Origin of the sequence: Chryseobacterium sp. ISL-6 (assembly GCF_018613715.1) — a bacterium.
GTDB classification, from domain to species: Bacteria; Bacteroidota; Bacteroidia; order Flavobacteriales; family Weeksellaceae; genus Chryseobacterium; species Chryseobacterium paludis.
This window is the reverse complement of the sequence record NZ_JAGGPT010000001.1, coordinates 715,173-740,656: the sequence shown is the minus strand read 5'-3', so window position 1 is coordinate 740,656 and position 25,484 is coordinate 715,173. Positions and strand designations below refer to the sequence as shown.

Below are 25,484 nucleotides of genomic sequence, written 5' to 3'. Positions count from 1 at the left end.
TTAGAAGTATATTTCTTATTTTTGACCAATGGAAAATTTCATAGTATCTGCAAGAAAATATCGCCCACAAGAGTTTGACACTGTTGTTGGGCAGTCCCACATTACAGATACTTTAGAACATGCAATTGAAGAGAACCAATTAGCGCAGGCTTTGCTATTTTGCGGGCCTCGTGGTGTTGGTAAGACTACATGTGCCAGAATCCTGGCCAGAAAGATCAACGAAAAAGATGGTTCCGTTTCAGAAGATGGTTTTGCTTATAACATTTATGAGCTTGATGCTGCCTCTAATAACTCAGTTGATGATATTCGTGAACTGATCGATCAGGTTCGTTTTGCACCTCAGGTTGGCCAGTATAAGGTATATATTATTGATGAGGTACATATGCTGTCTTCTGCAGCCTTCAATGCTTTTCTTAAAACACTTGAAGAACCTCCTGCACATGCAATTTTTATTCTGGCAACCACGGAAAAGCATAAGATCATTCCTACGATTTTATCCCGTTGTCAGATTTATGATTTTAAAAGGATCGTTATAGAAGATATTCAAGGGCATTTGAGGACTATTGCCCAAAAAGAGAATATTCAATATGAAGACGATGCTTTATATCTTATTGCACAAAAGGCAGATGGTGCGTTAAGAGATGCCCTTTCTATTTTTGATAGACTTTCTACATTTTCTCAAAAGAACATTACACTTGCTAAAGCAGCAGAAGTACTTAATATTCTGGACTATGACCAATATCTGAATATTTTAGATCTTGCTAAAGAAAATAAAATTCCAGAAGTCCTTTTTGCATTTAATGAAATTGTAAAGAAAGGCTTTGACCCTCATATTTTCATTGCAGGATTAGGAAATCACTGCAGAGATCTTATGATGGCTCAGAATACTTCAACAATCGACTTAATTGAAGTAGGTGAAAAAACAAAGATTAAATTTGTTGAGCAAAGCCAGAAATGGAATGCACAACAATTGATTGATGCTATTGAGATCTGCAACCATGCGGATATTAATTATAAAAATTCTAAAAATCCCAGACTTACTGTAGAAATTGCATTAATGCAATTGTCTTCTCTGACGGCTCAAGGAGACGTTGCTAAAAAAAAAAGTTTATAATATTAGCTCCATTTCTTAGTGAAAAACAGGAAATAAAAATTCCTCAGAAAGAGAAGCCACAGCCAATTAAAGAAGAAAAAACTGAACAACCTTCTGGTTCAGGTGATATTTCTCAGGAAATTGTTGTTAAAAAAACATCCAAACCCTTGTCAAAGCAAGGTTTTTCATCTGGATTCAGTATTAATTCCTTTATTAATAAAGAGGAAAAAGAAGAGAAAGAAGAAACGGTTGTTACTAAAACAGATAATCTGCCACAACATCATTTTACGGAAACAGATCTGCTAATGGAATGGAATTTGTTCTTGAAACAAATCCAATTCAAACAAGCCGTTGTTTATAATGCTGTTAAATCATTTAAACTGGTTAAAATTGACGAGAGTAATGTTCAGGTTTTATACCCCTCGGACTCCGCAAAAGTTGAATTTGATAAAATAAGTGGCGAATTTTTCAATCATTTTAAAAGAAAAGTACTTAATTATTCTATTGAAATTGATTATAAAAAAGACATTCAAAATCTTAAGATAGAGGTTGTTACGAAGAAAAAGATATTTGAAAAGTTTATAGAGAAAAATCCTTTACTAAAAGATCTTGATGATTTAATGAAGTTTGATTTGTCATAATTTTATATCTTTGTCAAATATTTTTGTTTAAAATAAGTTTTTGACAAAAACAAATTATTAATTGTAAAGCTAGAAATAGACGATTCACAGTATAAAGTGGAAAAATTATTTATCCCATATCTGTCTACTTTAAACCTTTTTGGTTTTATATCCGCTGATTATTTTAGCGGCTATTTTAGCTTTTCGGCTACTTATTATAGAAATTTTAGAAGTTATTACCGATTTTATTGGTATTACTAATTAAATTTCTTTCCAAAAAATAGGAATAAAAGGTCTTCTCATTTTAATTCCTGATCCCATTAAAAATTTTTAAACGGCATTTTTTGAAAAGAATTATAAAGTAAATTTTATAAGGGAAGAACTATTTGTGTATAATATTAAAAATAAAAAATAAATTAACAATATGACTTTAAAAGATTTAAAAAACGATTGGATTAATGAGTTTTCACAACCATTAATGATTGCTGGACCTTGTAGTGCTGAAAGTGAAGCTCAAATGTTGGAGACGGCAAAAAGAATTAGAGAAACAAATGCTCAGGTTCCTATTTTCCGCGCTGGTATCTGGAAACCCCGCACCAAACCCAATGGTTTTGAAGGAGTAGGAGTGATCGGATTAAACTGGTTGAAAAAAGTAAAAGAAGAATATGGCTTTAAAACCGCTACAGAAGTTGCTAATGCACATCACGTTTTTGCAGCATTAGAAGCAGATGTAGATATTCTTTGGATCGGAGCACGTTCTACTGTAAATCCATTCACAGTTCAGGAAATTGCAATGGCCTTGAGAGGAACTGAGAAGACAGTATTGGTTAAAAACCCGGTAAATCCAGATTTAGCTTTGTGGATAGGAGCCTTAGAAAGACTATTAGGACAAGGAATTCAAAATCTTGGTGCTATTCATAGAGGTTTCTCAACATACCAAAAAACTAAATACAGAAATAATCCTAACTGGCAGATTGCTTTAGATTTTAAAAGTCAGTTTCCAAATATTCCAATGTTAATTGACCCTTCTCATATCTGTGGAAACAGAACAGGATTAGCAGATGTTACCCAGGAAGCTATGAATGTTGGTTACCAGGGAGCTATTATCGAGAGTCACTGTAATCCTGACGAAGCGTGGAGCGATGCTTCACAGCAAATTACTCCGGAAGTTTTAGCGGAATTAATAGGTAATTTGAAAATAAGAAACTCTGGATTAGCAGGATTTGATGGAGAAATGGGTAGACACAGAACATTAATTTCTGATCTCGATTTTCAATTAATCGAACTGCTTTCTCAAAGAATGAAAGTTTCTGAAAAGATTGGTAAACTTAAAAAAGAAAATGATATCGCTATTTTCCAGCCTGAACGTTGGAAAGTAATTACTGAATATGCTACTCAGAAAGCTAAAGAAACAGGAATGTCTCAGGAATTTATTGAGAAAGTTTTCAAAGCGATTCACGAAGAATCTATTGAAGTACAGAATAATATTATGATCGACAGATAATTAGAAACATGATTAATATTTTTAGGGCTTAGGAACTAGGGATGGAAAATAATAGTATTATATGTTATATTTCTAAACCTGAATCCTAAGCCCTAATTCCTTATATTTGCAGTCAATAAAATATGAAAGGAAAAATAATTAAATCTACAGGAAGTTGGTATCAGGTTTTGGAAATGGAAACCGGTAGAATTTTCGAGGCCAGAATTCGCGGAAAATTCAAACTGATAAAAACACGTCTTACCAATCCACTTGCTGTAGGAGATTATGTGGAATTTCAACTTGAACAGGATGATATCGCATGGATTACTAAAATAGAACCACGTAAAAATTACCTGATCAGAAAATCTGTTAACCTTTCAAAAGAAGCTCATATTATTGCATCCAATATTGATATGGCATGCTTTATCTTTACACTTAAGCATCCTGAAACATCCCTGGGTTTTTTAGATAGATTTCTGGCATGTTGTGAAGCTTATAATATAACACCATTAATTTTATTCAATAAAATAGATGTCTTAAATGAAGAGGAAATAGAGATCGTAAAAGATATCGAATTTACTTATCAGGAAATTGGATATGATTCATTAGAAATTTCTTCTTATTCAAGGCTTAATTTAGAAGATTTAGAGGAGATTTTAAAAGATAAAACATCGGTGTTTTTTGGGCATTCAGGATGTGGGAAATCTACCTTAGTGAATGCTTTACAACCAGGACTGAATTTAAAAACTTCTGAAATATCAGATTCTCATCTTAAAGGAAAACATACTACCACCTTTGCTCAAATGCATTTTTGGGCTTTTGGCGGGAATGTAATAGATACACCAGGCGTGAGAGAGTTTGCGATGATTGATATCCAGAAAGAAGAAGTACAGCATTATTTTCCTGAAATTTTTAGAAAAAGAAAAGAATGTAAATTTCACAATTGCATGCATGTTAATGAACCAAAATGTGCCGTTCTTGATGCGATTGAAACTGGAGAGATTCAGTATTCAAGATATTCTACATATATAAAACTGATGGATGAAGCAGAAGAAGCTTCTCAAAAATAATCTTCTTCATGAGCCAGGAAAAACATATTCCTATCCATAATCTAACATATCAGGAATTTCAGCTGACAACCCTGGAAGGGGGACATCCCGAAAATTTTGATGATATTCACCGGCATAACTTTTTTGAAATCCTCTGGTTCAATAAGGTTAAAGAAGACAGCCAGCTGGAGTTGGATTTTGAGCACTACACGATCAAAAACAATCAGATATGCATTATAGCTCCGGGGCAGGTATTTAATATGAAGCTTCGTGGTGAGAAAGGCTATGTTTTTGCCATCAGTAGAGAAATTTTTCAGGAAATTTGTGAGATAGAGGTTATTTTAACCAGTGGCACGCAGCCTTTCTTTTTAGATACAGCAAGTCAAAAGACCTGTCATGGTCTGATAAAACTCCTTGAGCAGGAATATCATGGAAGTTCCCGTATGAATTTGATCAAAGCTTATCTTAAAGCTTTTTGCATCATTATTACTGAAGATCTTACCTCGCAGGAATCTTTAGTGAATGATAAACTGCGCATTCAAAACCTGATTGTTCTGATTGAAGAATATTATATCACAGAAAGGGAAACCAAGTTTTACGCAGAAAAACTTAATGTAAGCACTCATCATCTTAATGATATTGTTCGTATTTCAAGGGCAACTACAGTGAAAAAGATGATTGCCCAACGGATTTTACTGGAAGCTAAAAGAGAACTAAGCTTTGGAGCTTTAACGATAAAAGAAGTTGCTTTTAAATTAGGATTTAATGAAGCTTCTTATTTTTCAAGGTTTTTTAAAAAGCAAACAGGATATAATCCGGAACATTTTAAAAGTATAAAAGATCAATTCTAAGGAAATCTTCAGTTTGTGCTGGTATCCCCTCAGTTGTTTTATTGGGTCTTCCTTTTTTTTATAAGAATTTTGCACATCGTAGAAGTCATAATGTTGGCGAATAATGATTTAAAAATTCTTTATGAAAAACCTGAGTATTATTGTATTTATTTTAGCTCTTTTGAACACCCTTGAGTCCTTGAGTATCGATTTATATTTACCTGCTTTTCCAAGTATGGCAAAAATCTTTCAGACAGATATTGGCCACATACAAATTTCTATTTCCATTTTTTTTGCAGGTTTTGCTATTGGACAGCTGTTGTGGGGACCATTATCCGATAAAAAAGGAAGAAAGCCAATGCTTTATTGTGGTTTAATTCTTTTCATTGTGGGAGCAGTTGCTATTATTTTCACTGAAAATATTTATGTATTGTGGATGATGCGTTTTCTTCAGGCCTTTGGAGGAAGTGCGGGTATCGTTATTGGCAGAGCAATTGTGATCGATTTATATGACAAAGAAAAGGCAGTAACTATTTTTTCTAAACAATCACAGATAAGTGGGATCGCACCCATTGTAGCGCCGCTTTTGGGAAGTGTATTTCTTAGATTCTGGGGGTGGAACAGTGCATTCAGTTTCTTAAGTATTTTAGGAGCTTTAACCTTATTACTGGTCGCTAAGTATGTGCCGGAAACCAATTCAAGGATAACATCGCCTGAAACTACATCGTCCGAAACTAAATTAAAACATCACTTAAAAATTATCATTTCAAATGGAGATTTTATAAGCAATACCATCATTGGAAGTATCGCTTTTGCTTCATTGATTATTTATATTTCCAATGCTCCGTTACTATTTATGGAAATTCATGGGTTCTCCAGTGAAGTATTCAGCTTTATATTTGCTTTTAATTCGATGGCGTTGATATTTGCTGCATATATAACACCGAAATTAGCGCAAAGGATAAGGGATACGAAAATTTTATTATCTGCAGCAATTTTGCTTCTTTCTATGAGTTGCCTACATTTGATGGTATCAATAGTGCAGTTGAATGTAGGTTTGGAAGTAGCAGTCTTATTTTCCTCCCTTATAGCAATAGGTCTTCTGTTTCCTATTACTACGGCACATGCATTGTCTCCTTTTAAAGAAGGACGTGGAACAGCTGCGGCATTAATGGGGTTTATGCAGTTGATGGTTACTTTCTTAATGTCAGCATTAGTTGGTCTTTTAGAATCTAAATCGGTCATGCCAATGATTATTGCGCGTATTTTACTTGCAGCAATTGCAGTATATTTTGCTTATTATACTTTTTCCCGGAAAAAAGTTTTGGCATAATACATAAATATTAATTCAAAATGAATAATTTATGACAAAATTGAGTAATTCTGAATGAAATTATGCCATTTATGCTATCATATTTGAGAGCATTTTTTGAACAATAAATTGTTGATTTTTACCTTTTTTGGATTTTAGGCGAAGATTTTGGGGATTTTTTCGCAAAGGTTAGTAGGAAATTTTATGAGTATTCATAATAAAAAACCCAGCCGAAGCTGGGTAAAAACTAATAACCATGAAAACTCAAATTAAACATGAGAATCGCAATAAAATAAACAATTACTGTGCCAAGATTTATTTCGCATTTCTTAATAAAAGTTATTTTTATGTTAAAAAAAAATTAAAATAGAAGTAAGAATATTTTTTTGTAATTTTGCGCCATTAAAAAAAATATACATTTATGTCTAACATTACATTCACTATGATTAAGCCTGACGCAGTAGCAGATGGACATATCGGTGCTATATTAGGTAAAATTGCAGAAGGAGGTTTTAAAATCAAAGCTTTAAAATTAACTCAACTTACTGTTGCTGATGCAAAAAAATTCTACGAAGTACATGCTGAAAGACCATTCTATGGGGAATTAGTAGAGTTTATGAGTTCAGGTCCAATCGTAGCAGCTGTTTTAGAAAAAGACAATGCTGTTGAAGATTTCAGAACTCTAATTGGTGCTACTAACCCAGCTGAGGCTGCAGAAGGTACTATTAGAAAAATGTTCGCAAGAAGCATTGGAGAGAACGCGGTTCACGGTTCAGATTCTAATGAAAATGCTCTTATTGAAGCACAATTCCATTTTTCTGGAAGAGAGATTTTTTAAGATAAAAGATTTTTTCAAAATATAAAATCCGGGGATTATTCTCCGGATTTCTGTTTTACAAAAAGGTAGGGTGTGGATAGCCTCAGCCAGCAATGTTGTTACAGGTTACTTTCGATAGCACCTACTTTTTCCCTGTATAACTCAATAGGTTTATCAAGTAATACGGCAATAATAGTCATATTCCTATCCAATCTTTCTTTTGGAGCATCAATATAAATAATTCCCGGTCTGTCACTCCAATATAATTTATTAAAAATATGATGGCTGATCATAGAACCTTCACCAACAATTCTGATTCTTGAGATCCCATTTTTAATTCCCTTCAGGGCAATAGGTCCGCTGGGAATTCCTTCTACAAAAAGATAAAGGGTTTGTTTATCCTTCGAAAGGGTGCTCATTCCTGAATAGTGGCCACCTGGTAATCCTTTGCCGGTATCGAAAAGAGCTTCAGCATGTTTACTGATCCATGATAAAACTTCAGGGTTTGTATTAGTTTTTGGAATGGTCATATCCATACCATCATTAGTAAGTCCAGAATGATCTAATACATTGTTTCCATCATTTATTTGGTTGGCAATGTTATAAATTGTCTCTTTTGTATTTTTATTGTTTATTACATCTGAGAGTGATTTTTTTTCTAGTGGGAAATCTTTTAATATTTTAAGTGGATCATTAAATGTTAATTGAACTACTGTTACATCCTCATCAAATTGCGTATTTGAAAGATTAAGGGTTAAAGTATTGTTTTTACTAAGATCAAAGTTTATTTTTGCTTTATTATCTCCGATGATTTTTGCAGAAATAGGTTTAGTTTTTATACCATAGATTTTCATGAGATCTTTGGCTTCCTCCAGATACAAAAAGAGGGATTTTCCATCAGCAGAAAGTGCTGATTTTCCTTTATAATTTTCAAAAGGTAATCCGCGTCGGGTAGCATAAATGGCTTCAGGGTATTTTGAAATCCATCGTCCCATATTCTTTAGAATTTTAACCTGTTCTTCAGAAACACTTCCATCAGCTTTCGGACCTATATCAAGTAGAAGGTTTCCACCCATACTTATTACATCTGCCAAAGTTCTTATCAGCATATTCGGGGTTTTATAATGAGTATCAAAAGGCTGATATCCCCATGAATCATTCATAGTATAACATAATTCCCAATATTTATTTTGTGGAGCAATTACGGGAATACCCTGTTCAGGAGTTTCATAATCTCCATGATTGTTTAATCTTGAATTAATGATAATATTCGGATTGAACTTTTTTAGATTTTCCAACGTCTGTGAAGCTTGCCATTCTTCCGAAGTATGTTCCCAATCCCCATCAAACCATAATAAATCCGGCTTATACTGATTTGAAAGTTCATCTAATTGACTTTGGTAATACTGAATAAAACTTTGCCAGCGTTTAGGATCATTTTTAATTTCATACCTTTTTTTAATTCTTGTATTGATATCATAATAGGGATGACTCCAATCCGGAAGAGAATAGTAGAGTCCCGTTTTTATTCCTGATTTTTTAAGTTCATTGACAAAAGGTGTTAAGACATCCTTTTTTGCTAAAGAATTTTCAGGAATGGTAATGGATTTTTCAGCTTTAGAATCCCAGAGTGAAACGCCATCATGATGTTTTGTAGTTATCACAGAATATTTAGCTCCGGATTCCTTAATTAGCTTTGCCCAATATTCAGGATCAAATTTCGATGCAGAAAACCCATTAAGCTGCTTCATGTAGTTTTCATGGTTAATATAATTATTAAAAAAGGACCATGATTCCGAAATTCCATCTACAGAATAAATTCCCCAATGGATAAAAATTCCAAGTTTAGCATCCTGAAACCATTCCATTTTCTTATTTTCAGTTGATAGGGATTGGGCATTCATATGGGCAGCTAATGACAATCCTAAGAGGAACAATCCGGTAAATCTGCATTTCATGTTTTTTATTTTAATCTCAAAAATAGGAAAAGTGTCTTACAAAACCCCTATTGATAAAGTGCTAATATGTTTTTCTCAATAAAAAAGTTTCAACTATAATCTTATCATAAAATAGATGGGATAATTTTGTTTTTATTATAGTATTTTTGATATAATGCAATGGAATAATTCTTGTAACCATTCATTAAAATATAGATTATGAAAATACCAGCATTATTGATGGCAGGTTTAGTAACGGTAAGTTTATCTGCACAGACTACTACACCTACTGTAAAGAAAACTAAAAAGCCAATAAAGAAAGTAAGAAAAGCAGAGGTTCCTAAAAGTAATACAAGACCTATTGCTAAAAAAGATACTATTTTAAGAGGAAAGAACTATCCTTGCGTAGCATGTGGTATGGGTTAACTTATGAAAAAACCGCTATTAGGATTATCAATGATGGCTGAGGCAGATTTTGTTTCAGCTATTTTGCCTTTATTTGAAAACAACCAAATAGAAATTTTAGAATGGTCTTTTGATACTTTTTATGATGTAGAAGAACCTGAATGGCTAAAAGGTTTACTGGATTTTTATTCTCAAAATAACCGTCTGATCGGTCATGGTGTCTATTATTCCCTTTTTGATGCGAAATGGACAGAAAGACAGGAAGAGTGGCTTAATAATCTAAAAACTGAAACTGAAAAGCGCCATTATAATCATATAACTGAGCATTTTGGTTTTTATGAATACAGAAAACTTTCATCAAGGTATTCCTTTGCCGGTTTCCTTGAACTCCAAAACATTACAAATAGGAAAGGACAGACTTTTAAGGCTGCAAGATGTTGTAAATGTTCCAATAGGAATTGAAAACTTAGCTTTCTCTTTTTCTATAGAAGATGTAAAACAACAAGGACAGTTTCTTGATCAGCTGATTACGGATATTGATGGGTTTTTAATTCTGGATCTTCATAATATCTATTGCCAAGCCTATAATTTTGACGTTCAGCTCGAGGAAATTATTAGTGCTTATCCTTTAGAAAAAGTTAAGGAAATACATCTCTCCGGAGGAAGCTGGAATCAAAGTATTTACACTAAAAATAAACTAATTCGCAGAGATACCCATGATGATGCTATTCCTGAAGAAATATTAAATATTCTTCCTTTTGTACTTCCAAAGTGTGAAAACCTGCAATATATTATTATTGAAAGACTGGGGGGTACCATAAAAACAAAAGATGAAAAAGAAGCATTTTTTGATGATTTTAGAAGAGTCAGAGAGATTATCGATAGCATTGAATATCATGAAAATAATTATCCGGCGATCTGGGAGAAAAAAAATGTTAATTTAGTTTCACCGCTCGAGGATCTACAATTATATGAAGATCAGACACGCTTAACAAAGCTGCTGTTTGATGATAAACCGGAATTGATTAAAAGTCAAACATTTCACTATTTTAAAACAGATGATTGGGATATAGAGATGATCAATACTGCTAAGAGTATTATAAAAAAATGGAATCCTTATTAAAGGCGTTACTCATATATCGACATTAGAACCATAAAATAAAAACTATGAAAATGACAACAATTCTATTAATTTTAACTGCTGTATTAACGGCTCTTATAGGTGGCCTTTTTTATGCATATTCCTGCTCGGTGGTATTAGGCCTGGGGAAATTATCAGATGCAGAATATCTGAAAGCAATGCAGTCTATTAACAGGGAAATTCTAAATCCTGTATTCTTCCTGAGTTTTATGGGGACAGCAGCGATGCTTCCCATTTCTACTTTTTTATATAGGGCACAAAACCCTGTATTCATGTTATTGTTATTGGCAACAATAATCTATCTCATTGGGGTTTTTGGAGTTACGATAGTGGGAAATGTTCCTCTAAATGATCAGTTGGATCAGTTTAATATAGTAGATTCTACAGCAGAAGGATTAAAGAAGATGCGTGACGTTTTTGAAAACAGATGGAATTTTCTAAATACCATACGTGCTATATGCTCAACCTTGAGTATACTCTTGGTTATATGTGCCTGTGTCTGGACTAAAGCAGAATCATAGATTCAGTATAAATACTTATTGCAAATTCAGTATTTATACGGATGCACCGTTTTGTATTTATTGAGATCTTTACTTCAGCATAGAACAAAGAAAATTTAAGCATTAAAGTCTAAAAGACTGAAACTAATAACCATCGTAAGCTCAGATTTTCAAAGAAGAAAGGCAGCCTAACAGCTGCCTTTTGATATGATATAGTAATTTCTATATTTAAATTTTTAAAAGCTCTATTGTTCTTTCAGGACTTTCAGATGAGAAAACAGCGTTTCCGGCTACTAAAACATCAGCTCCGGCTTCAAATAATTTCGACGCATTATCCAAGTTAACACCTCCATCCACTTCAATTAACGCAGTAGAGTTATTGCTTAAAATTAAATCTTTAGTTTCAGCAATCTTCTTATAGGTATTTTCAATAAATTTTTGTCCTCCAAATCCTGGATTTACACTCATTAATAACACTAAATCGACATCCGCAATAATATCTTCCAGCATTAAAACCGGAGTAGAAGGATTAAGCACAACTCCTGCTTTAGCTCCTCTGCTTTGAATAAGGTGGATCGTTCGGTGTAAATGCGTACAAGCCTCATAGTGGATAGAAATTAAATCAGCTCCGTGATCAATAAATTCTTCAACATACTTTTCAGGTTCAACGATCATCAAATGAACATCAACAAATTTTTTAGCATGTTGCTGAACAGTCTTCATCACAGGAAAACCAAATGAAATGTTTGGAACAAATCTCCCATCCATGACATCGATATGGAACCAGTCGGCCTGAGAATTGTTCAACATTTCAATGTCTCTTTGCAGATTCCCAAAGTCTGCGGATAATAGGGAAGGAGCAATTAGCTTAGTTTTCATTTTTACTTTTATATTAGATTTACTAAAGGTGTCAGACGTAAGATACCCGATGTCAGACTTGGTTCTTTTCCCAAAAGTCTGATATCTGACATCTGTTATCGAGTATCTTTATTAATGATATTTCAGTTTCATTTCCGGTTTTATCTTCAAAATCGTTTCGTAGATTAATGAGATAACGTTTCCGACATCTTCTTTTGAAACCATTTCTACCGTTGTATGCATGTAGCGCAAAGGTAGAGAAATCAAAGCGCTTGGAACACCGCCATTAGAATGTGCGAAAGCATCTGTATCCGTTCCTGTTGCTCTGCTGGCAGCCGCTCTTTGATAAGGGATCTTTTTAGTTTTTGCCGTATCAATGATTAATTCTCTGATCGTGTGATGAACACTAGGGGCAAAGAAAATTACAGGCCCGTCACCACATTTTTGGTCACCTTCTTTTTTCTTCTCGATCATAGGTGTTGTAGTGTCATGGGTAACATCAGTTACAATAGCGATATTTGGTTTTATCGTATCAGCAATCATGTCTGCTCCATATAAACCTACTTCTTCCTGAACGGAGTTTGTAATGTATAGACCAAAAGGAATCGTTTTTTTATTTTCCTTTAAAAGTCTTGCTACCTCTGCGATCATAAATCCACCAATCCTGTTGTCTAAAGCTCTGCAGACAAAATAACGGTTATTCATTTCAAAGAATTCGTCTGGATAAGTGATCATACAACCTACGTAAATACCCATTTCTTCAACTTCTTTTTTGGTAGTGGCTCCGCAGTCGATGAAGATATTTTCGATTTTTGGTGTTGGTTCGTTTTGATTAGCGCTTCGGGTGTGAATGGCTGGCCATCCGAAAACTCCTTTTACGATGCCATTTTCTCCATGAATGTGAACAACCTTTGATGGAGCGATCGTTTGATCTGAACCTCCATTTCGGATCACATAAATTAATCCGTCATCCGTAATATAATTAACGTACCAGGAGATTTCATCCGCATGTGCTTCGATAACCACTTTGAATTCTGCTTCAGGATTAATAATTCCATAGCAGGTTCCATAATGATCGACTTCAATTTTATCTACATATGGCCGAATATAATCCATCCAGATTTCTTGTCCTTTATGCTCGTAACCGGTCGGTGAGGATGTATTTAAGTATTTTTCTAAAAATTTTAAAGATTTCTTTTCAAATTTCATAAAAAGGAATGATTTTTGCGTTCAATTTTTACTCTAATACGCGTAAAAATAATGAATTTTAGCAAGATTATTTGTCTTTTTCTTTTCTTTTTTGGGATTGGTGTTTTTGGACAAACAGATTCTATTATTGCTAAACCCCTGAGTCAGTACCCTCCGGAGGAGCTAAAAGTAGATGAATTTGGAAATAAATATTATTATGATGAAAGACAGAAAGCCAAGTTCTATGAAATAAATGGAGAAACAGTAGTTGTGATGGATGAGTTGATATTACTCAACAAGCCAAAATTCAATAACCAACTGGATAGAAATTATTACTATTTTCTTAATAAAAAACTTTACAGGGTATATCCTTTATTTGTAGCTGCTTTACAACAGTACAGAGATATTCAGAAAGAGATGACTAATCTGGATAGTAAAGCAAAAAGGAAATATGTGAGAGACCGGCAGAATATGTTAGCCGATCAATACGAAAAGCAGTTACGTGATCTTACTACGACAGAAGGTCAGGTTTTTGCAAAGCTCATGAACAGAGCGACCGGAAAGAATGTATTTGAGATCATTAAAGAATTAAGAGGTGGATGGAGTGCTTTCTGGTGGAATGTAAAGGGAAAAATGGCAAGTATAGATCTTAAAGATCAGTATGATCCTCATAGAAACAGAACGGATGAATTTTTAGAATCACTATTGCAGTCAAATTGGAACTCTGGTTATCTTCAGCCATATCCGGGAGCTGGTGATTTTAAAGTAAAGAAAAAATAAAAAAATACCTGTAAGCAATTACAGGTATTTTTCTTTTAGTTTATCAAATACAATCTGATCTATAGGTAAAGGAAAAGGATTGTCTGGTCTGTCGATTGCTATCCATTCCGTTTTTTCAATACAAGGATCAAGAATAAGGAAATCTTCTTCATTAATTATATTGACTATATAATATATGGTAAGAAGCTGTTCATTTTCGCGGAAACGCGAAACTAAAAAATTCTCCTGCGTATAAAAATGTTCTACAACATCAATTTTTACATTAAGCTCTTCATCAAATTCACGATGAAGACATTCTAATAAACCTTCCCCATATTCTAAACCACCACCAGGAAATTTTATTAACTGATCTCCGGCATATTCTTCAAATAAGGTTAGAACTTTTTTATCCTTCACAGCACAGGCATAAACTCTAACGTTGATGTTGTCTATCATATATACTATTTTGTATAGCTAAAATAAGGAAATTTGTTAGAAATTAGAAGTTAGAAGTTAAAAGTTGGTGGTGAATAATAAAACAATTTAATTTTAAAAATTTTAACCAAATACATCATATATAATATAGTATATCAAAGTTTATTTTTCTAATCTCTAATCTCTAATCTCTAATCTCTTAGATCAACTATAATTTAACTGCATTAAGCATTTCTCTCTTACCCGGTGGACCCTGTTTCTTTTCTACTTTGAAATTCAGTTCCTGAAGAATTCTTCTTACACTCCCTTTAGAAGAGTAGGTTGTTAATAATCCGTTAATATTCATTTTGTCGGAAACCATCTCAAACAGGGGTTTTTCCCAAAGATCTGGTTGTACACGCGCACCGAAGCAATCGTAATAAACTAGGTTTATTTTAGGTAAATCGAGATCTTTTAGTTCAAAAAAATCACATTTAATCTTTTTTAGATTAAAATTGTTAATGATTTCAACTGGTTTTTCCCATTCTGCTTGATGAATTTTATGATAAATTTCTTTGAATTCTATGTTATCAAAAAGTTCAAAATAGGCTAAATTTTTGATTTCTGATTCATTTATGGGATATTTTTCTAGTGAAAAATAATTAATAACATGATTTTTGTCAGTTTTTAAATATTCATTAATTGTAACCAAAACATTCAAACCTGTTCCAAAACCGAGTTCTAAAATATTAATTTCGTAATCATTTATTAAATTTAGTCCATTTTTGATAAACACATGTTCCGCTTCTTGTAAGGCTCCATGGTGAGAATGGTAGTTTTCATTTAATTCATTGATAAATAGTGTTTTACTTCCGTCATTAGTGGTCTTTATTTCTCTTTTCACCCTTTTTTTTGTCAAATTTAGTGTAAAATTTTTATATTTAGAAAATTATGTTAAATTTGTAGAACATCATAAAAAATTTTAGAAATGATAATTCAAAAAACTGAGAATTCCAGACTTTCTTCATTCGACCCAAATAATTTTTCTTTTGGGAATACTTTCATAGATCATATGGTGATATGTGAGTATGAGAATGGAAAGTGGGGGGACGTAAAATTGGTGCCTTATGGTCCTTTGGCATTTACGCCTGCAATGATGGGTGTAAATTACGGGCAGGCTTGTTTCGAGGGAATGAAAGCTTATAAAGACGAAGATGGTCAAGTTTTCCTTTTCAGGCCTGAAAAGAATTTTGAACGTATCAATAAGTCGGCTGCGCGTCTTGCTATGCCTGAGGTAACGGAAGAAATGTTTTTAGATGGTTTGAAAGCGTTAGTAGATATCGACAGAAACTGGATTCCTCAGGGAGAAGGAATGTCTTTATATATCAGACCTTTGATTTTTGCTACAGAAGAAGCTTTAAAAGCGAGAGTATCTGAAAAATATATGTTTGCAATTGTTGCAACGCCAGCGAAAAGTTATTATACAGAACCTGTTTCTGTAAAAATCTCTGATCATTATTCAAGAGCTGCTAACGGAGGTGTTGGTTCAGCTAAAGCTGCAGGAAACTATGCTGCATCTTTTTATCCTACTCAATTAGCAATGGCGGAAGGATATGATCAAATTATCTGGACAGATGATTCTACTCACGAATATTTTGAAGAAAGTGGAACAATGAACGTTTTCGTTAGAATTAATGATACGGTTTATACACCACCAACTTCAGAAAAAATCTTAGACGGAGTAACAAGAGACAGTTTCATCCAATTGGCTAAGAAAAGAGGAATTGAAGTTAAAGTTGAGCCAATTGCAGTAAAAACTGTTGTAGAAGCTCAGAAGAACGGGACATTAAAAGAAGTTTGGGGTGTAGGAACAGCGGTTGTAACCACTATTTTCCAGGCATTAGGATATCAGGGAGAGAAATTAGACTTACCTAAATTATCTGATGAGGAAAGTTTTGCTGCAATTCTTAAAAATGATTTAGTTGATCTACAGACTAATCATTCTGATGATTCTTTCGGATGGAGAGTACTGGTTGAGAAAAATGTATTGGAAACGGTTTAATTCCAACTTAAGAATTTATATAAAAGCCAAGACATTCTTGGCTTTTTTTGTTTTTTATATCCTGTGAAATGCTTATTTTCGCAAAAGTTTATGAAAAAAATACTCTTCATATCAGTATTGGGGCTGTTGAGCTGTAACAGAAATACACAGACACATCCACCTCTAGGTGGGGTTTTGAGCCAAAAAGATCTTGATGTTTCTAAAGCAAGGATGAAAAATCTTAATGCTTCGGAAAGAATGCATATTCAGGAATGGATCAATGGACAGTCTGTGAAATTTTATCCAACACAGCTTAATTACTGGGTAGATACTGAAGGTTTTGATACAAGAGAAAGAAGACCGGATAATTCCCTGATTTCTTATTCTTATGATCTTTATGATTTCGATCAGACGAAGATCTATGATGAGCCTTTTGAAAGGAGAGATGCCAAATTCGGGCACTTTGATGAATTAAAAGCGGTAGAAAATGCTTTGCGTTTTATACGTGATGGTGAGGAAGTTACGATTTTGGTTCCATCTTCTCTTGCTTATGGCACCTATGGAGACGAGAAAAAAATAAATAACGATATCCCATTAATCATAAAATTAAAAGCTCTATAAATGAAATTGTTTAACAAGAATATAATTCTGGCAGCGGCAAGTATTTCGCTGATGAGTTGTACACCAATTTATAAAAAAATGAACGTAGACAAAGAAACTTACGAAGGTCTTAAAGACGGACTTTATGCTAATCTTCAAACATCTAAAGGAAATCTTATTGTAAAGTTTGAAGACAAAAAATCGCCTGTTACTGTAGCTAACTTTGTTGGTCTTGCAGAAGGGAAAATTGATAACAAATCTAAAGCAAAGGGAGTTCCTTTTTATGACGGAACTATTTTCCATAGAGTGATCAAAGATTTCATGATCCAGGGGGGAGATCCTCAGGGAACAGGAATGGGAGATCCTGGATATAAATTCGAGGACGAAAAAAATGACCTTCAACACACTGGGAAGGGAACTTTATCAATGGCTAACTCTGGACCAAATACCAATGGTTCTCAGTTTTTCATTACTGAAGTAGCTACTCCTTGGTTAGACGGAAGACACACTATTTTCGGAAAAGTAGTAAAAGGAGATGATGTGATTGATGCAATCGCTAATGTTGAGAAAGGTGCTCAGGATAAGCCTAAAACAGATGTTGTTTTAGAAAAAGTAAGCATTTTCAGCAAAGGAGATGAGTATAAGAACTATGATGCAGCAAAAACTTTTAATGAAGGGAAAGCTAAAATCCAGGAAAATAACAAAGCTTATTTAGCAAAAGAAGAAGCTGAGAAAAAGAAAAAAGAAGAAGAATTTAAAGCAAACCAGGAGAAGTTAGTAGAAAACTTAAAAGCTGGAATGCAGAAAACCGAATCTGGTTTATACTATAAAATCACAAAAACTACTGACGGAAAAGCTCCAAAATCTGGAGATAATGTATCGGTACACTATGCTGGTAAATTAGTAGACGGAACCGAATTCGATTCTTCTTTCAAAAGAAATGAACCTATCGATATTCCTATCGGAATGGGGAGAGTGATCAAAGGATGGGACGAAGGTATCCTATTGTTAAAAGAAGGTGAAACAGCTACTTTATTGATTCCATCTTCAATGGGTTACGGAGAAAGAGGAGCAGGAGGAGTAATTCCACCAAACGCTTGGTTGATCTTCGATGTTGAACTTGTAAAAGTGAAATAATCCAAATTTTATTATACAGAGAGCCGGCTTTTAAGCCGGCTTTTTTTTGTAATTTAAAGCTATGTTAAGCATGATTTTAAAGAGGATACAATATCATTTACTCATTTAGGAAGACTGCATTTTATTTCTTAATCAATCACAAAATCCCTATTTTAGCCCAAAATAAATTCATGAAGAAGATTTCATCCCTATTATTTCTATTTTTATTAATTATATCTCCAGCTCAGGGAAAACGCTTCTTCGAAACCGGAGAAGTCGAATTAACCAATCCTATTGAGAAGATCAACTTAAATTTCACTAATGATCTGCCTCTTGTAAAAGTGAGTATCGACGGTAAATTATATAATTTTCTGTTTGATTCCGGTGCTCCTACGGTTATTTCTAATGCGATCTATACTGAGCTTAATCTTCAGAAAGAACATACAAGTAAAGTAAAAGATTCCCAGAAAAATAAACAGGAACAGATCTTTACCAAATTGCCGGAGATGACTGTTGATCATGTTATTTTTAAAAATATTGGCGCAATAGTAATGGATCTGAGTGCTTCCGAGTTGGGATGTTTTAAAATTGATGGTATTCTTGGCGCCAATCAGATGGCAAAACTATTCTGGAGAGTGAATTACTCAGAAAATTCTTTAGAAGCAACAAAAGATCTGTTGAATTTTAAGTTTGATGATTATGAAACAGTTGTTCCATTTGATCCGCAAACTCAGAAAACTCCTGTTATAGAAACTAAAATTTTAGATAAAAAAATTAAACTTACTTTTGATACTGGATTTACAGGGAGAATTAAAATATCAGATAGCGATTATGACCCTAAAAAAGTAAAACAAACTGTTGAAACATTTGGAATAAGTTCTGTAGGAGCTTTTGGTGCTGGAAAACCGGTTTCAGGTTTTATTTTTAAAATTTCTGAGCTGGGATTTGGAAATAAGGCATTTGGAAACGAAATGATCATGACAGGAAATTCAAGACTGATTGGAAATGATTTCTTTAAAGATTTTACGTTTATTATGGATTGGCAGAATAAAAAGATCTATATGAAGAAGATTAAAAATAATCCACCTACATTAGAATCTTTTGGGTTTGGATACCGTTTTATTGATGCGAAACCAGTGGTAGCATTTGTATTTAAAGAAAGGGGTTCTCCTTTAGAAATAGGAGATTCTATTCTAAGTATTAATGATGTGGATTTGGATCATTTGAATCAGGAATCTGCTTGTCATTATATGATCAATAGGGTAGAAAGGGATTATAAAACAATCGGAATCAGAATAAAAAGAGCGGGCAAAGTAATGGATTTAAGACTTGATAAAAAAGAATATCTGAATTAATTGAAAAAGACTTTTCATGTCTAAGCAAGCATTTGAAAATGATTTGAAAAAATCTTTAGCTGATCTACTTAAATTAGTAGAAAAGTTCTGTTGGAATAAAATATCTCAAAATTGCTTGTACATTGTATCAGATTATAATGAGTTTGATTCTCCTGACCACAAAGACTATCGTAAAATCAGAAAGACAATTAACAATAAAAAAGCTCCACAAGACTTACAATTGGCCGTAAAAGAATTATATAAAAAATGTAATGATCTGTATGACATTACGCTTTATGCATTCAAAGTAAAGAGAAATTTGACCATCATTGAAATCCAATACTTTAGGAAATCTAATAAAGGATAATCCTCCCATGTTTCATACAAAGATTTCACGTCCAATATATATTGGAGATCAAGACATAAAGTTTGATGTAAATTGGGAATCCATGAATATAAGGCATAATCTCAATCTATTGATACATCGATGGAAATACCGAAAAATAATAAAGCAATTTAAAAAATAAAAACCGCCTATCAGGCGGTTTTATTATATTTTACCAATTCTTATCAATCATATAAATAAGTTGTGTCATCGCAACTGCTCCTAAAAGAAGCTCTCTTCGATTAACCTTTTCAAAAGTATCTTCATTTGTATGATGGATATCAAAATATCTTTGAGAATCCGGAACCAGTTCGGCAGTAGGAACACCCAGATCATGAAGGGGATAAATATCCGTTCCAGAATATTTTCCTTCAAAATTGTAGACCCCATAAGGAATAAATAAGTTAGCCCAGCTTTGGATCTGTTTTCTTTTTGAATCATCCATTTCCAGAGAAATTCCTCTGGGAGAAAAACCTCCGGCATCGGATTCTATAGCAAACAGGTGTTTTTCATTCTTTTCTTTAGCAGTCTTTCCATATTGTATACCGCCTTTTACTCCGTTTTCTTCATTAGCAAAACAGACCACTCTGATCGTGTGGTTATTTTGGATACCCAGTTTTTTAAAAGTTCTTAACACTTCTATACTTTGAACAATTCCGGCTCCGTCGTCATGAGCTCCTTCACCTACATCCCAGGAGTCCAGGTGTCCGCCTACAACGATAACACTTTTATCTTTCTTACCTGTAATCTCTCCGATCACAGAGTGGGAGAGCTTTTCGCCTTTCATGCCACAGTTAGAATTCAAAGTGGCCAGGACTTTTTGGGTTTTTAAAAGTTGTTCCAGTTCATCTGCTGTTGTATTTCCTATCGCAACAGCTGGTATTTTATCTACATTATCTTCATATCGCATTGCCCCTGTATGAGGAACATCATCAAATGCTGACGAAAGAGATCGGATGATAGCGAATTTACCCCCTTTTTTAGCCGTTAAAGCTGCTGCGGTTACTCTATACTTAGCTGCATCCCCATAACCCCTGAACGTCTCTATAAAAGACTGGCTGAAGGGGTAGTTAAAAAATACAATTTTATCTTTTACTTTTTCTGGTGGAAGACGGTCATATTCTTCCATGGATTTAACCATAATGACCTCCCCGGACATATCTTTTCCGCCAGTACCTTCAGAATTCCCCAGAGAAAGCATTTTCAGGGTCTTCCATCTTCCGCTGTTTGCTGTGATTTTTAATGATTCTTTTCCTCTTTCCCAGACAGGGACCATCACTTCCTGAAGCCATACTTTATCAGCTCCAGCATCACGCAGCTCTTTAGCTGCCCATTGTACAGCTTTTTCATAAGCGGGTGAACCGCTTAAACGATGTCCTATATTTTTAGTTAAATCTTTTAATTCAATATATCCTTTTCCATTATTAAGAATCTCCTTCGAGATTGTATTGAATTGTATAGAATCTTCTTTAGCCTGGCCAAATGAAGCCATACTGAGAAGTAGTAATAAAGTGCTTGTTATTTTTTTCATATTTACCAATTTTTATCGATCATATAAATAAGTTGTGTCATTACTGTAGATCCTAAAAGTAATTCTCTTCTATTTACTTTTTCAAAAGTATCTTCTGCTGTGTGATGGATATCGAAATAACGTTGTGGATCAGGAACTAATTCAGCGGTAGGAACTCCCATTTCATGAAGTGGAGCAATATCCGATCCTGAATATTTTCCATCGAAATTATAAACTCCATATGGCAAAAACAGATTAACCCAACTTTGGATCTGTTTTCTGTTTTGTTGATTCATTTCCAGAGAAATTCCCCTTGGAGAAAAACCTCCTGCATCAGATTCTATAGCAAAAAGATGCTTTTCATTAGTGTCTTTTGCTGTTTTTCCGTACTGTTTTCCCCCTTTAGTCCCATTCTCTTCATTTGCAAAACAAACTGCTCTTATGGTATGATTATTTTGAATTCCTAATTTTTTAAATGTTCTTAAGACCTCAATACTTTGAACAATTCCAGATCCGTCATCATGGGCACCCTCACCAACATCCCAGGAGTCGAGGTGTCCACCCACAACAATAACACTTTTATCTTTTTTACCAGTAATTTCTCCGATTACAGAGTGGGAGAGTTTTTCACCCCTCATTCCACAATTGGAATTAAGTGTTGCAATTACTTTTTGGGTTTTTAAAAGTTTTTCGAGATCATCAGCTGTAGTATTTCCAATACAGACTGCAGGAACTTTAGCTATATTGTCTTCATACTTCATTACACCGGTATGTGGAACATCATCAAACGCAGATGATAATGAACGAATGATGGCATATTTACCGCCTTTTTTGGCGGTTAGAGAAGCTGCGGTACGTCTGTAAGCTCCCCCTTCCCTATATGCAATGAAAGTTTGTGCATAACTCTGATCAAAAGGATGGTTAAAGAAGACAATTTTACCTTTTACTTGCTCAGCAGGAAGACGGTCATATTCTTCCAGTGATTTTACCATAATAATTTCTCCACTGACATCTTTTCCTCCTGTTCCTTCAGAATTTCCAAGAGAAAGCATCTTCAGGGTTTTTGATTGCCCATTGTTGGTTTTGATCTGTAAAGATTCTTTTCCTCTTTCCCAGACCGGGATCATTACTTCCTGAAGCCAGACTTTATCAGCTCCTGCTTCACGAAGCTGTTTAGCTGCCCATTGTACTGATTTTTCATAGGCTTCAGAACCACTTAAACGCTTCCCAATGTTTTTGGTCAGATCTCTGAGTTCTTCGTAACCTTTTCCATTATTTAAAATTTCTGTAGAAATCTTATTAAACTGTATTGAATCTTCTTTGGACTGTCCAGATATGGTGATACCCAGAAGAATTAGCGAGCTGTATACCAATTTTTTCATATTACCAATTTTTATCGATCATAAAAATCATTTGTGTCATCACTACGGCACCCAATAAAAGCTCTCTTTTATTGACTTTGTCAAAAGTATCTTCAGAAGAGTGGTGGTAATCAAAGTATCTTTGAGTATCAACAACCAATTCTGCTAACGGAATATCGAGTTTCTTTAAAGGAGAGATGTCCTGTATTGCGTAAGTTTGGTCAAAATCATAAACTCCGTAAGGAAGGAAATAACTTTTCCAGTCAAAGATCAGCCTTCGCCTTTGAGGGGCCATATCTAATGAAAATCCTCTGGGAGAATAACCACCGGAATCAGTTCCCAGGGCAAAAATATGTTTCTCATCTTTCTTTTTAACATAAGCTGCATAGCTTTCCCGTCCCTGGCCGCCATTTTCACTGTTAGCATAAAGAACAACTCTTATCGTATGGTTATTATTGATATCTAAAGCTTTAATAGCTCTCAATACCTCAAGACATTGTACGACTCCCGATCCATCATCATGAGCACCCTCTGCGAAATCCCAGGAATCCAGCTGTGCTCCCAAAACAATCACCTTAGAATCTTTCTTTCCGGGAATTTCTCCAATGATATTGTGGTTAATGGCATCTCCTTTTGATTCAGCAGACATATTCAATCTCGCTTTAACGGTCTGTTTTTTCAAAAGTTTCTCTAATTCATTGGCTGATTTTGCACCTATTGTTACGGCAGGTATTTTTATTCGGTCATCAGGTTCATAGTAAATCATTTTGGCATGTGGAATATCATCAGAAGCGGTTGTCAGTGATCTGATAATTAAACCTTTTGCTCCTTTTTTGCCAATGACAGATGCGGATAGTAATTTTGATTTTGCTGTAATTAAATAAGAATCTACTGTATTGATGATTTTTTGATCAATAGGGGAGTTCACAAAAATAATTTTATCTTTTACCTGGGCTGAAGTCAATGTATTGAGCTCTGGAATATCTTTTACCAGTAAAATATCAGCGGTAAGGTCTTTTCCACCTGTTCCTTCGGAATTTCCAAAAGATAACATTCTTATATTTTTCCAGTCACCATTACCCGTTTTTATCTGTAGAGATTCTCGTCCTCTTATCCAAACAGGGACTCTGACGTCCTGTTTCCAGATGTTTTCAGCGCCGGCTTCCTTAAGTTTTCTTTCTGCCCATTCCGTTGCCTTAGCATAACCCAAAGTGGCACTAAAACGAGGGCCAATGCCTTTGGTTAGTTCTTCTAAATTTTCGTATGCGGTACCGTTGGTTAAAATTTCATCAGAAATCTGTTTAAATTCATCATGATAGTTGAATTTTGCTGTCGTCGATTTTTTCTGAGGCTTCTTTTGAGTTTTTTTTTGAGAAAATAAAAATCCACTCAAAAAGAGTGGAAGTATGATAATGAATATTTTTTTCATTTTTTGATTTACCTTTTCTTTTCCGTCTATAAAAGTAGGAAAAAAATAGAAATAATCTAAGGTTTCATGTCGTACATTAATAGTGCTGTAACTAATTTAGGCTCAATAAATGTACATTTCGGAGGCATGCTTAATTTGAGATCTGAAATTTTAATCATATCATTAAAACTTACAGGATAGATCCCGAAACCTACACGACCTTCGCCATTGTCGATTTTTTCTTTTAATAGACTGATTCCTTCAAGATTAGAAGTCCCTTTAATATAAGAAATTTTATCTGAACTATCAGGATCTTCAATTTTCAAAATATCCTTAAATATATATTTATCCAAAAGATGGTGATCAAGATTGTCTAATGACATCTCCTGAGAACGAAGATCATGCTTTACGTGTAAAGAGTAGAATTTACCATCCAGATACATCGACATGTGGAATTTTTGCGAAGGATAGTAAGCCGTTTCTTCTTTTTCATGAATTAGAAAATAATGTTCAAGCTGCTTTAAGAAGTCGGCAGTCGATAAACCATTAATATCAGCTACAATTCTATTGTAATCATGAATTTTAATAGACTGATTGGAAACGATAAAACTAAATACAAAATTGTATGCTTCAGTACCGTTATGTCTTTTATTTTTATCCTTATGATGCTTGGCATTCAATGCAGTAGAGCCAATTCTGTGGTGACCATCAGCAATGTAGAAAGAATCGATCTGTTCGATCACTTCCTTAAACTGCTGTAGTTTTAGACGGTTATCAATTCTCCAGATTTTATGTCTGATTCCTTTAGAATCGACATGATTGAAAATAGGTACATTTTTCTCCTCGTGATTCATCAGTAGCTCAACTTTCGAATTTGATGGATAGGTAAGGAGTACAGGCTCAGCCTGTAGGTTTACTTTTTCAAGATAATGGGCCAGTTTTTCTTTTTTCTGAGGAATGGTACTTTCATGTCTTTTAATCTTCCCATTCCAGAAATCTTCAAGACTGGTTAGACCAAGCAATCCTCTGAAAACCTGTTTGCTGGGGTAGATCTGCTCATAAAGATAGTATGCTGAACTGTCCTGGACAAGTTTTTTCTCGTCCATAAGTTCTTCAAAAGTAGAACGGATCTTTCTTAAATTCCGGTCAATATCTTTAGATTTACTTACAACATAAGGTTTTATCATATTAATGTAAGTGTTCTCAACCTGAGCTTTTTCGGCAATTTCCTCTTGAGTGAAATTGTCTAATGGATGTGTTGGAAAAGTCTGCTCAAAGTCTTTATGAGGTCTAATTCCGCGAAATGGTTTAAAAACAGGCATA

26 protein-coding genes are annotated in these 25,484 nt (G+C 34.1%); 17 read left to right on the top strand and 9 right to left on the bottom strand.

Annotated elements, in window-relative coordinates; all coding sequences use genetic code 11:
* Positions 1-28: 28 nt before the first annotated feature.
* The 7 genes from dnaX to J7E44_RS03445 all read left to right on the top strand — a co-directional run bounded on the left by dnaX (position 29) and on the right by J7E44_RS03445 (position 7,225).
* Positions 29-1,114 carry a DNA polymerase III subunit gamma/tau gene (gene dnaX, locus J7E44_RS03475; protein WP_214825651.1) on the top strand — a complete coding sequence of 362 codons (1,086 nt, stop codon included), beginning with the start codon at positions 29-31 and terminating at the stop codon, positions 1,112-1,114.
* 146 nt (positions 1,115-1,260) lie between these two features.
* Positions 1,261-1,734, top strand: a complete 474-nt coding sequence (locus J7E44_RS03470; protein WP_214825650.1) for a DUF8439 domain-containing protein — start codon at positions 1,261-1,263, stop codon at positions 1,732-1,734.
* Between the two features lie 403 nt (positions 1,735-2,137).
* The gene (locus J7E44_RS03465) at positions 2,138-3,217 is read left to right on the top strand and encodes a chorismate mutase (protein ID WP_214825649.1); all 1,080 of its coding nucleotides are present in this window, start codon (positions 2,138-2,140) and stop codon (positions 3,215-3,217) included.
* 122 nt (positions 3,218-3,339) lie between these two features.
* A complete protein-coding gene (gene rsgA / locus J7E44_RS03460; protein WP_214825648.1) occupies positions 3,340-4,266 on the top strand; it encodes a ribosome small subunit-dependent GTPase A in 927 nt (308 codons plus the stop codon).
* A gap of 8 nt (positions 4,267-4,274) precedes the next feature.
* Entirely contained in the window at positions 4,275-5,096 is an 822-nt protein-coding gene (locus J7E44_RS03455; protein ID WP_214825647.1) for a helix-turn-helix domain-containing protein, read from the top strand.
* Between the two features lie 121 nt (positions 5,097-5,217).
* Positions 5,218-6,408 carry a multidrug effflux MFS transporter gene (locus J7E44_RS03450; RefSeq protein WP_214825646.1) on the top strand — a complete coding sequence of 397 codons (1,191 nt, stop codon included), beginning with the start codon at positions 5,218-5,220 and terminating at the stop codon, positions 6,406-6,408.
* A gap of 400 nt (positions 6,409-6,808) precedes the next feature.
* Complete coding sequence (locus J7E44_RS03445; RefSeq protein WP_076355787.1) at positions 6,809-7,225, top strand: nucleoside-diphosphate kinase; 417 nt, start codon at positions 6,809-6,811, stop codon at positions 7,223-7,225.
* 98 nt (positions 7,226-7,323) lie between these two features.
* Here J7E44_RS03445 and J7E44_RS03440 read toward each other — a convergent pair whose 3' ends face one another.
* Entirely contained in the window at positions 7,324-9,162 is a 1,839-nt protein-coding gene (locus J7E44_RS03440; protein ID WP_214825644.1) for an alpha-L-fucosidase, read from the bottom strand.
* Between the two features lie 198 nt (positions 9,163-9,360).
* Between J7E44_RS03440 and chrA the strand changes: the two genes are divergently transcribed.
* From chrA to chrI, 4 genes are read left to right on the top strand one after another with little or no spacing between them, the layout of a single operon-like run.
* Positions 9,361-9,567 (top strand): MNIO class RiPP chryseobasin precursor ChrA, encoded by a 207-nt coding sequence (gene chrA, locus J7E44_RS03435; protein WP_214825641.1) that lies wholly within the window; start codon positions 9,361-9,363, stop codon positions 9,565-9,567.
* A 3-nt stretch (positions 9,568-9,570) separates the two neighbouring features.
* The gene (locus J7E44_RS23880; RefSeq protein WP_251040462.1) at positions 9,571-10,008 is read left to right on the top strand and encodes a hypothetical protein; all 438 of its coding nucleotides are present in this window, start codon (positions 9,571-9,573) and stop codon (positions 10,006-10,008) included.
* Entirely contained in the window at positions 9,917-10,669 is a 753-nt protein-coding gene (locus J7E44_RS03430) for a multinuclear nonheme iron-dependent oxidase (protein WP_251040484.1), read from the top strand. Before J7E44_RS23880 ends, J7E44_RS03430 begins: the two co-directional genes overlap by 92 nt.
* Positions 10,670-10,719: 50 nt before the next feature.
* A complete protein-coding gene (gene chrI, locus J7E44_RS03425; protein ID WP_214825637.1) occupies positions 10,720-11,208 on the top strand; it encodes a chryseobasin maturation helper ChrI in 489 nt (162 codons plus the stop codon).
* Between the two features lie 207 nt (positions 11,209-11,415).
* Here the strand turns inward: chrI and rpe are convergent, their stop codons facing one another.
* Together rpe and chrP are read right to left on the bottom strand one after the other, a co-directional pair.
* On the bottom strand, positions 11,416-12,066 hold the full coding sequence (rpe, locus tag J7E44_RS03420; protein WP_214825635.1) for a ribulose-phosphate 3-epimerase: 651 nt from the start codon (positions 12,064-12,066) through the stop codon (positions 11,416-11,418).
* A 111-nt stretch (positions 12,067-12,177) separates the two neighbouring features.
* Complete coding sequence (gene chrP / locus J7E44_RS03415) at positions 12,178-13,254, bottom strand: chryseobasin maturation metalloprotease ChrP (RefSeq protein WP_214825632.1); 1,077 nt, start codon at positions 13,252-13,254, stop codon at positions 12,178-12,180.
* A gap of 51 nt (positions 13,255-13,305) precedes the next feature.
* Between chrP and J7E44_RS03410 the strand changes: the two genes are divergently transcribed.
* On the top strand, positions 13,306-14,013 hold the full coding sequence (locus J7E44_RS03410) for a DUF4294 domain-containing protein (RefSeq protein WP_214825630.1): 708 nt from the start codon (positions 13,306-13,308) through the stop codon (positions 14,011-14,013).
* An 18-nt stretch (positions 14,014-14,031) separates the two neighbouring features.
* Here J7E44_RS03410 and J7E44_RS03405 read toward each other — a convergent pair whose 3' ends face one another.
* Positions 14,032-14,448: an NUDIX domain-containing protein gene (locus tag J7E44_RS03405; RefSeq protein ID WP_214825628.1), complete on the bottom strand. Its 417-nt coding sequence runs from the start codon at positions 14,446-14,448 to the stop codon at positions 14,032-14,034.
* Between the two features lie 187 nt (positions 14,449-14,635).
* Positions 14,636-15,310 carry a tRNA (5-methylaminomethyl-2-thiouridine)(34)-methyltransferase MnmC2 gene (gene mnmC2, locus J7E44_RS03400; protein ID WP_214825627.1) on the bottom strand — a complete coding sequence of 225 codons (675 nt, stop codon included), beginning with the start codon at positions 15,308-15,310 and terminating at the stop codon, positions 14,636-14,638.
* Positions 15,311-15,394: 84 nt separating this feature from the next.
* Between mnmC2 and J7E44_RS03395 the strand changes: the two genes are divergently transcribed.
* The 5 genes from J7E44_RS03395 (at position 15,395) to J7E44_RS03375 (ending at position 19,864) form a co-directional block, all read left to right on the top strand.
* Positions 15,395-16,468 carry a branched-chain amino acid aminotransferase gene (locus J7E44_RS03395; protein ID WP_214825625.1) on the top strand — a complete coding sequence of 358 codons (1,074 nt, stop codon included), beginning with the start codon at positions 15,395-15,397 and terminating at the stop codon, positions 16,466-16,468.
* Positions 16,469-16,558: 90 nt separating this feature from the next.
* Positions 16,559-17,068 carry an FKBP-type peptidyl-prolyl cis-trans isomerase gene (locus tag J7E44_RS03390; protein WP_214825622.1) on the top strand — a complete coding sequence of 170 codons (510 nt, stop codon included), beginning with the start codon at positions 16,559-16,561 and terminating at the stop codon, positions 17,066-17,068.
* Between the two features lie 78 nt (positions 17,069-17,146).
* Entirely contained in the window at positions 17,147-18,184 is a 1,038-nt protein-coding gene (locus tag J7E44_RS03385; RefSeq protein ID WP_214826197.1) for a peptidylprolyl isomerase, read from the top strand.
* A gap of 170 nt (positions 18,185-18,354) precedes the next feature.
* On the top strand, positions 18,355-19,518 hold the full coding sequence (locus tag J7E44_RS03380; RefSeq protein ID WP_214825620.1) for a retropepsin-like aspartic protease: 1,164 nt from the start codon (positions 18,355-18,357) through the stop codon (positions 19,516-19,518).
* Between the two features lie 16 nt (positions 19,519-19,534).
* On the top strand, positions 19,535-19,864 hold the full coding sequence (locus J7E44_RS03375) for a hypothetical protein (protein ID WP_214825618.1): 330 nt from the start codon (positions 19,535-19,537) through the stop codon (positions 19,862-19,864).
* 190 nt (positions 19,865-20,054) lie between these two features.
* On the opposite strand, the gene J7E44_RS03370 is transcribed toward J7E44_RS03375, so the two are convergent.
* The 4 genes from J7E44_RS03370 to J7E44_RS03355 are packed head-to-tail and all read right to left on the bottom strand — an operon-like array spanning position 20,055 to position 25,483.
* Positions 20,055-21,413, bottom strand: a complete 1,359-nt coding sequence (locus tag J7E44_RS03370) for a M20/M25/M40 family metallo-hydrolase (RefSeq protein ID WP_214825616.1) — start codon at positions 21,411-21,413, stop codon at positions 20,055-20,057.
* A 2-nt stretch (positions 21,414-21,415) separates the two neighbouring features.
* On the bottom strand, positions 21,416-22,774 hold the full coding sequence (locus J7E44_RS03365; protein ID WP_214825614.1) for a M28 family peptidase: 1,359 nt from the start codon (positions 22,772-22,774) through the stop codon (positions 21,416-21,418).
* 1 nt (position 22,775) lies between these two features.
* On the bottom strand, positions 22,776-24,182 hold the full coding sequence (locus tag J7E44_RS03360; protein ID WP_214825612.1) for a M28 family peptidase: 1,407 nt from the start codon (positions 24,180-24,182) through the stop codon (positions 22,776-22,778).
* Positions 24,183-24,238: 56 nt separating this feature from the next.
* On the bottom strand, positions 24,239-25,483 hold the full coding sequence (locus J7E44_RS03355; protein WP_214825610.1) for a DUF1015 domain-containing protein: 1,245 nt from the start codon (positions 25,481-25,483) through the stop codon (positions 24,239-24,241).
* Position 25,484: the final 1 nt, after the last annotated feature.

Coding starts and splice junctions, on each gene's coding strand:
- dnaX (WP_214825651.1), top strand. CDS start 29: ATGGAAAATTTCATAGTATCTGCAAGAAAATATCGCCCACAAGAGTTT.
- J7E44_RS03465 (WP_214825649.1), top strand. CDS start 2,138: ATGACTTTAAAAGATTTAAAAAACGATTGGATTAATGAGTTTTCACAA.
- rsgA (WP_214825648.1), top strand. CDS start 3,340: ATGAAAGGAAAAATAATTAAATCTACAGGAAGTTGGTATCAGGTTTTG.
- J7E44_RS03455 (WP_214825647.1), top strand. CDS start 4,275: ATGAGCCAGGAAAAACATATTCCTATCCATAATCTAACATATCAGGAA.
- J7E44_RS03450 (WP_214825646.1), top strand. CDS start 5,218: ATGAAAAACCTGAGTATTATTGTATTTATTTTAGCTCTTTTGAACACC.
- J7E44_RS03445 (WP_076355787.1), top strand. CDS start 6,809: ATGTCTAACATTACATTCACTATGATTAAGCCTGACGCAGTAGCAGAT.
- J7E44_RS03440 (WP_214825644.1), bottom strand. CDS start 9,162: ATGAAATGCAGATTTACCGGATTGTTCCTCTTAGGATTGTCATTAGCT.
- chrA (WP_214825641.1), top strand. CDS start 9,361: ATGAAAATACCAGCATTATTGATGGCAGGTTTAGTAACGGTAAGTTTA.
- J7E44_RS23880 (WP_251040462.1), top strand. CDS start 9,571: ATGAAAAAACCGCTATTAGGATTATCAATGATGGCTGAGGCAGATTTT.
- chrI (WP_214825637.1), top strand. CDS start 10,720: ATGACAACAATTCTATTAATTTTAACTGCTGTATTAACGGCTCTTATA.
- rpe (WP_214825635.1), bottom strand. CDS start 12,066: ATGAAAACTAAGCTAATTGCTCCTTCCCTATTATCCGCAGACTTTGGG.
- chrP (WP_214825632.1), bottom strand. CDS start 13,254: ATGAAATTTGAAAAGAAATCTTTAAAATTTTTAGAAAAATACTTAAAT.
- J7E44_RS03410 (WP_214825630.1), top strand. CDS start 13,306: ATGAATTTTAGCAAGATTATTTGTCTTTTTCTTTTCTTTTTTGGGATT.
- J7E44_RS03405 (WP_214825628.1), bottom strand. CDS start 14,448: ATGATAGACAACATCAACGTTAGAGTTTATGCCTGTGCTGTGAAGGAT.
- J7E44_RS03395 (WP_214825625.1), top strand. CDS start 15,395: ATGATAATTCAAAAAACTGAGAATTCCAGACTTTCTTCATTCGACCCA.
- J7E44_RS03390 (WP_214825622.1), top strand. CDS start 16,559: ATGAAAAAAATACTCTTCATATCAGTATTGGGGCTGTTGAGCTGTAAC.
- J7E44_RS03385 (WP_214826197.1), top strand. CDS start 17,147: ATGAACGTAGACAAAGAAACTTACGAAGGTCTTAAAGACGGACTTTAT.
- J7E44_RS03380 (WP_214825620.1), top strand. CDS start 18,355: ATGAAGAAGATTTCATCCCTATTATTTCTATTTTTATTAATTATATCT.
- J7E44_RS03375 (WP_214825618.1), top strand. CDS start 19,535: ATGTCTAAGCAAGCATTTGAAAATGATTTGAAAAAATCTTTAGCTGAT.
- J7E44_RS03370 (WP_214825616.1), bottom strand. CDS start 21,413: ATGAAAAAAATAACAAGCACTTTATTACTACTTCTCAGTATGGCTTCA.
- J7E44_RS03365 (WP_214825614.1), bottom strand. CDS start 22,774: ATGAAAAAATTGGTATACAGCTCGCTAATTCTTCTGGGTATCACCATA.
- J7E44_RS03360 (WP_214825612.1), bottom strand. CDS start 24,182: ATGAAAAAAATATTCATTATCATACTTCCACTCTTTTTGAGTGGATTT.
- J7E44_RS03355 (WP_214825610.1), bottom strand. CDS start 25,483: ATGCCTGTTTTTAAACCATTTCGCGGAATTAGACCTCATAAAGACTTT.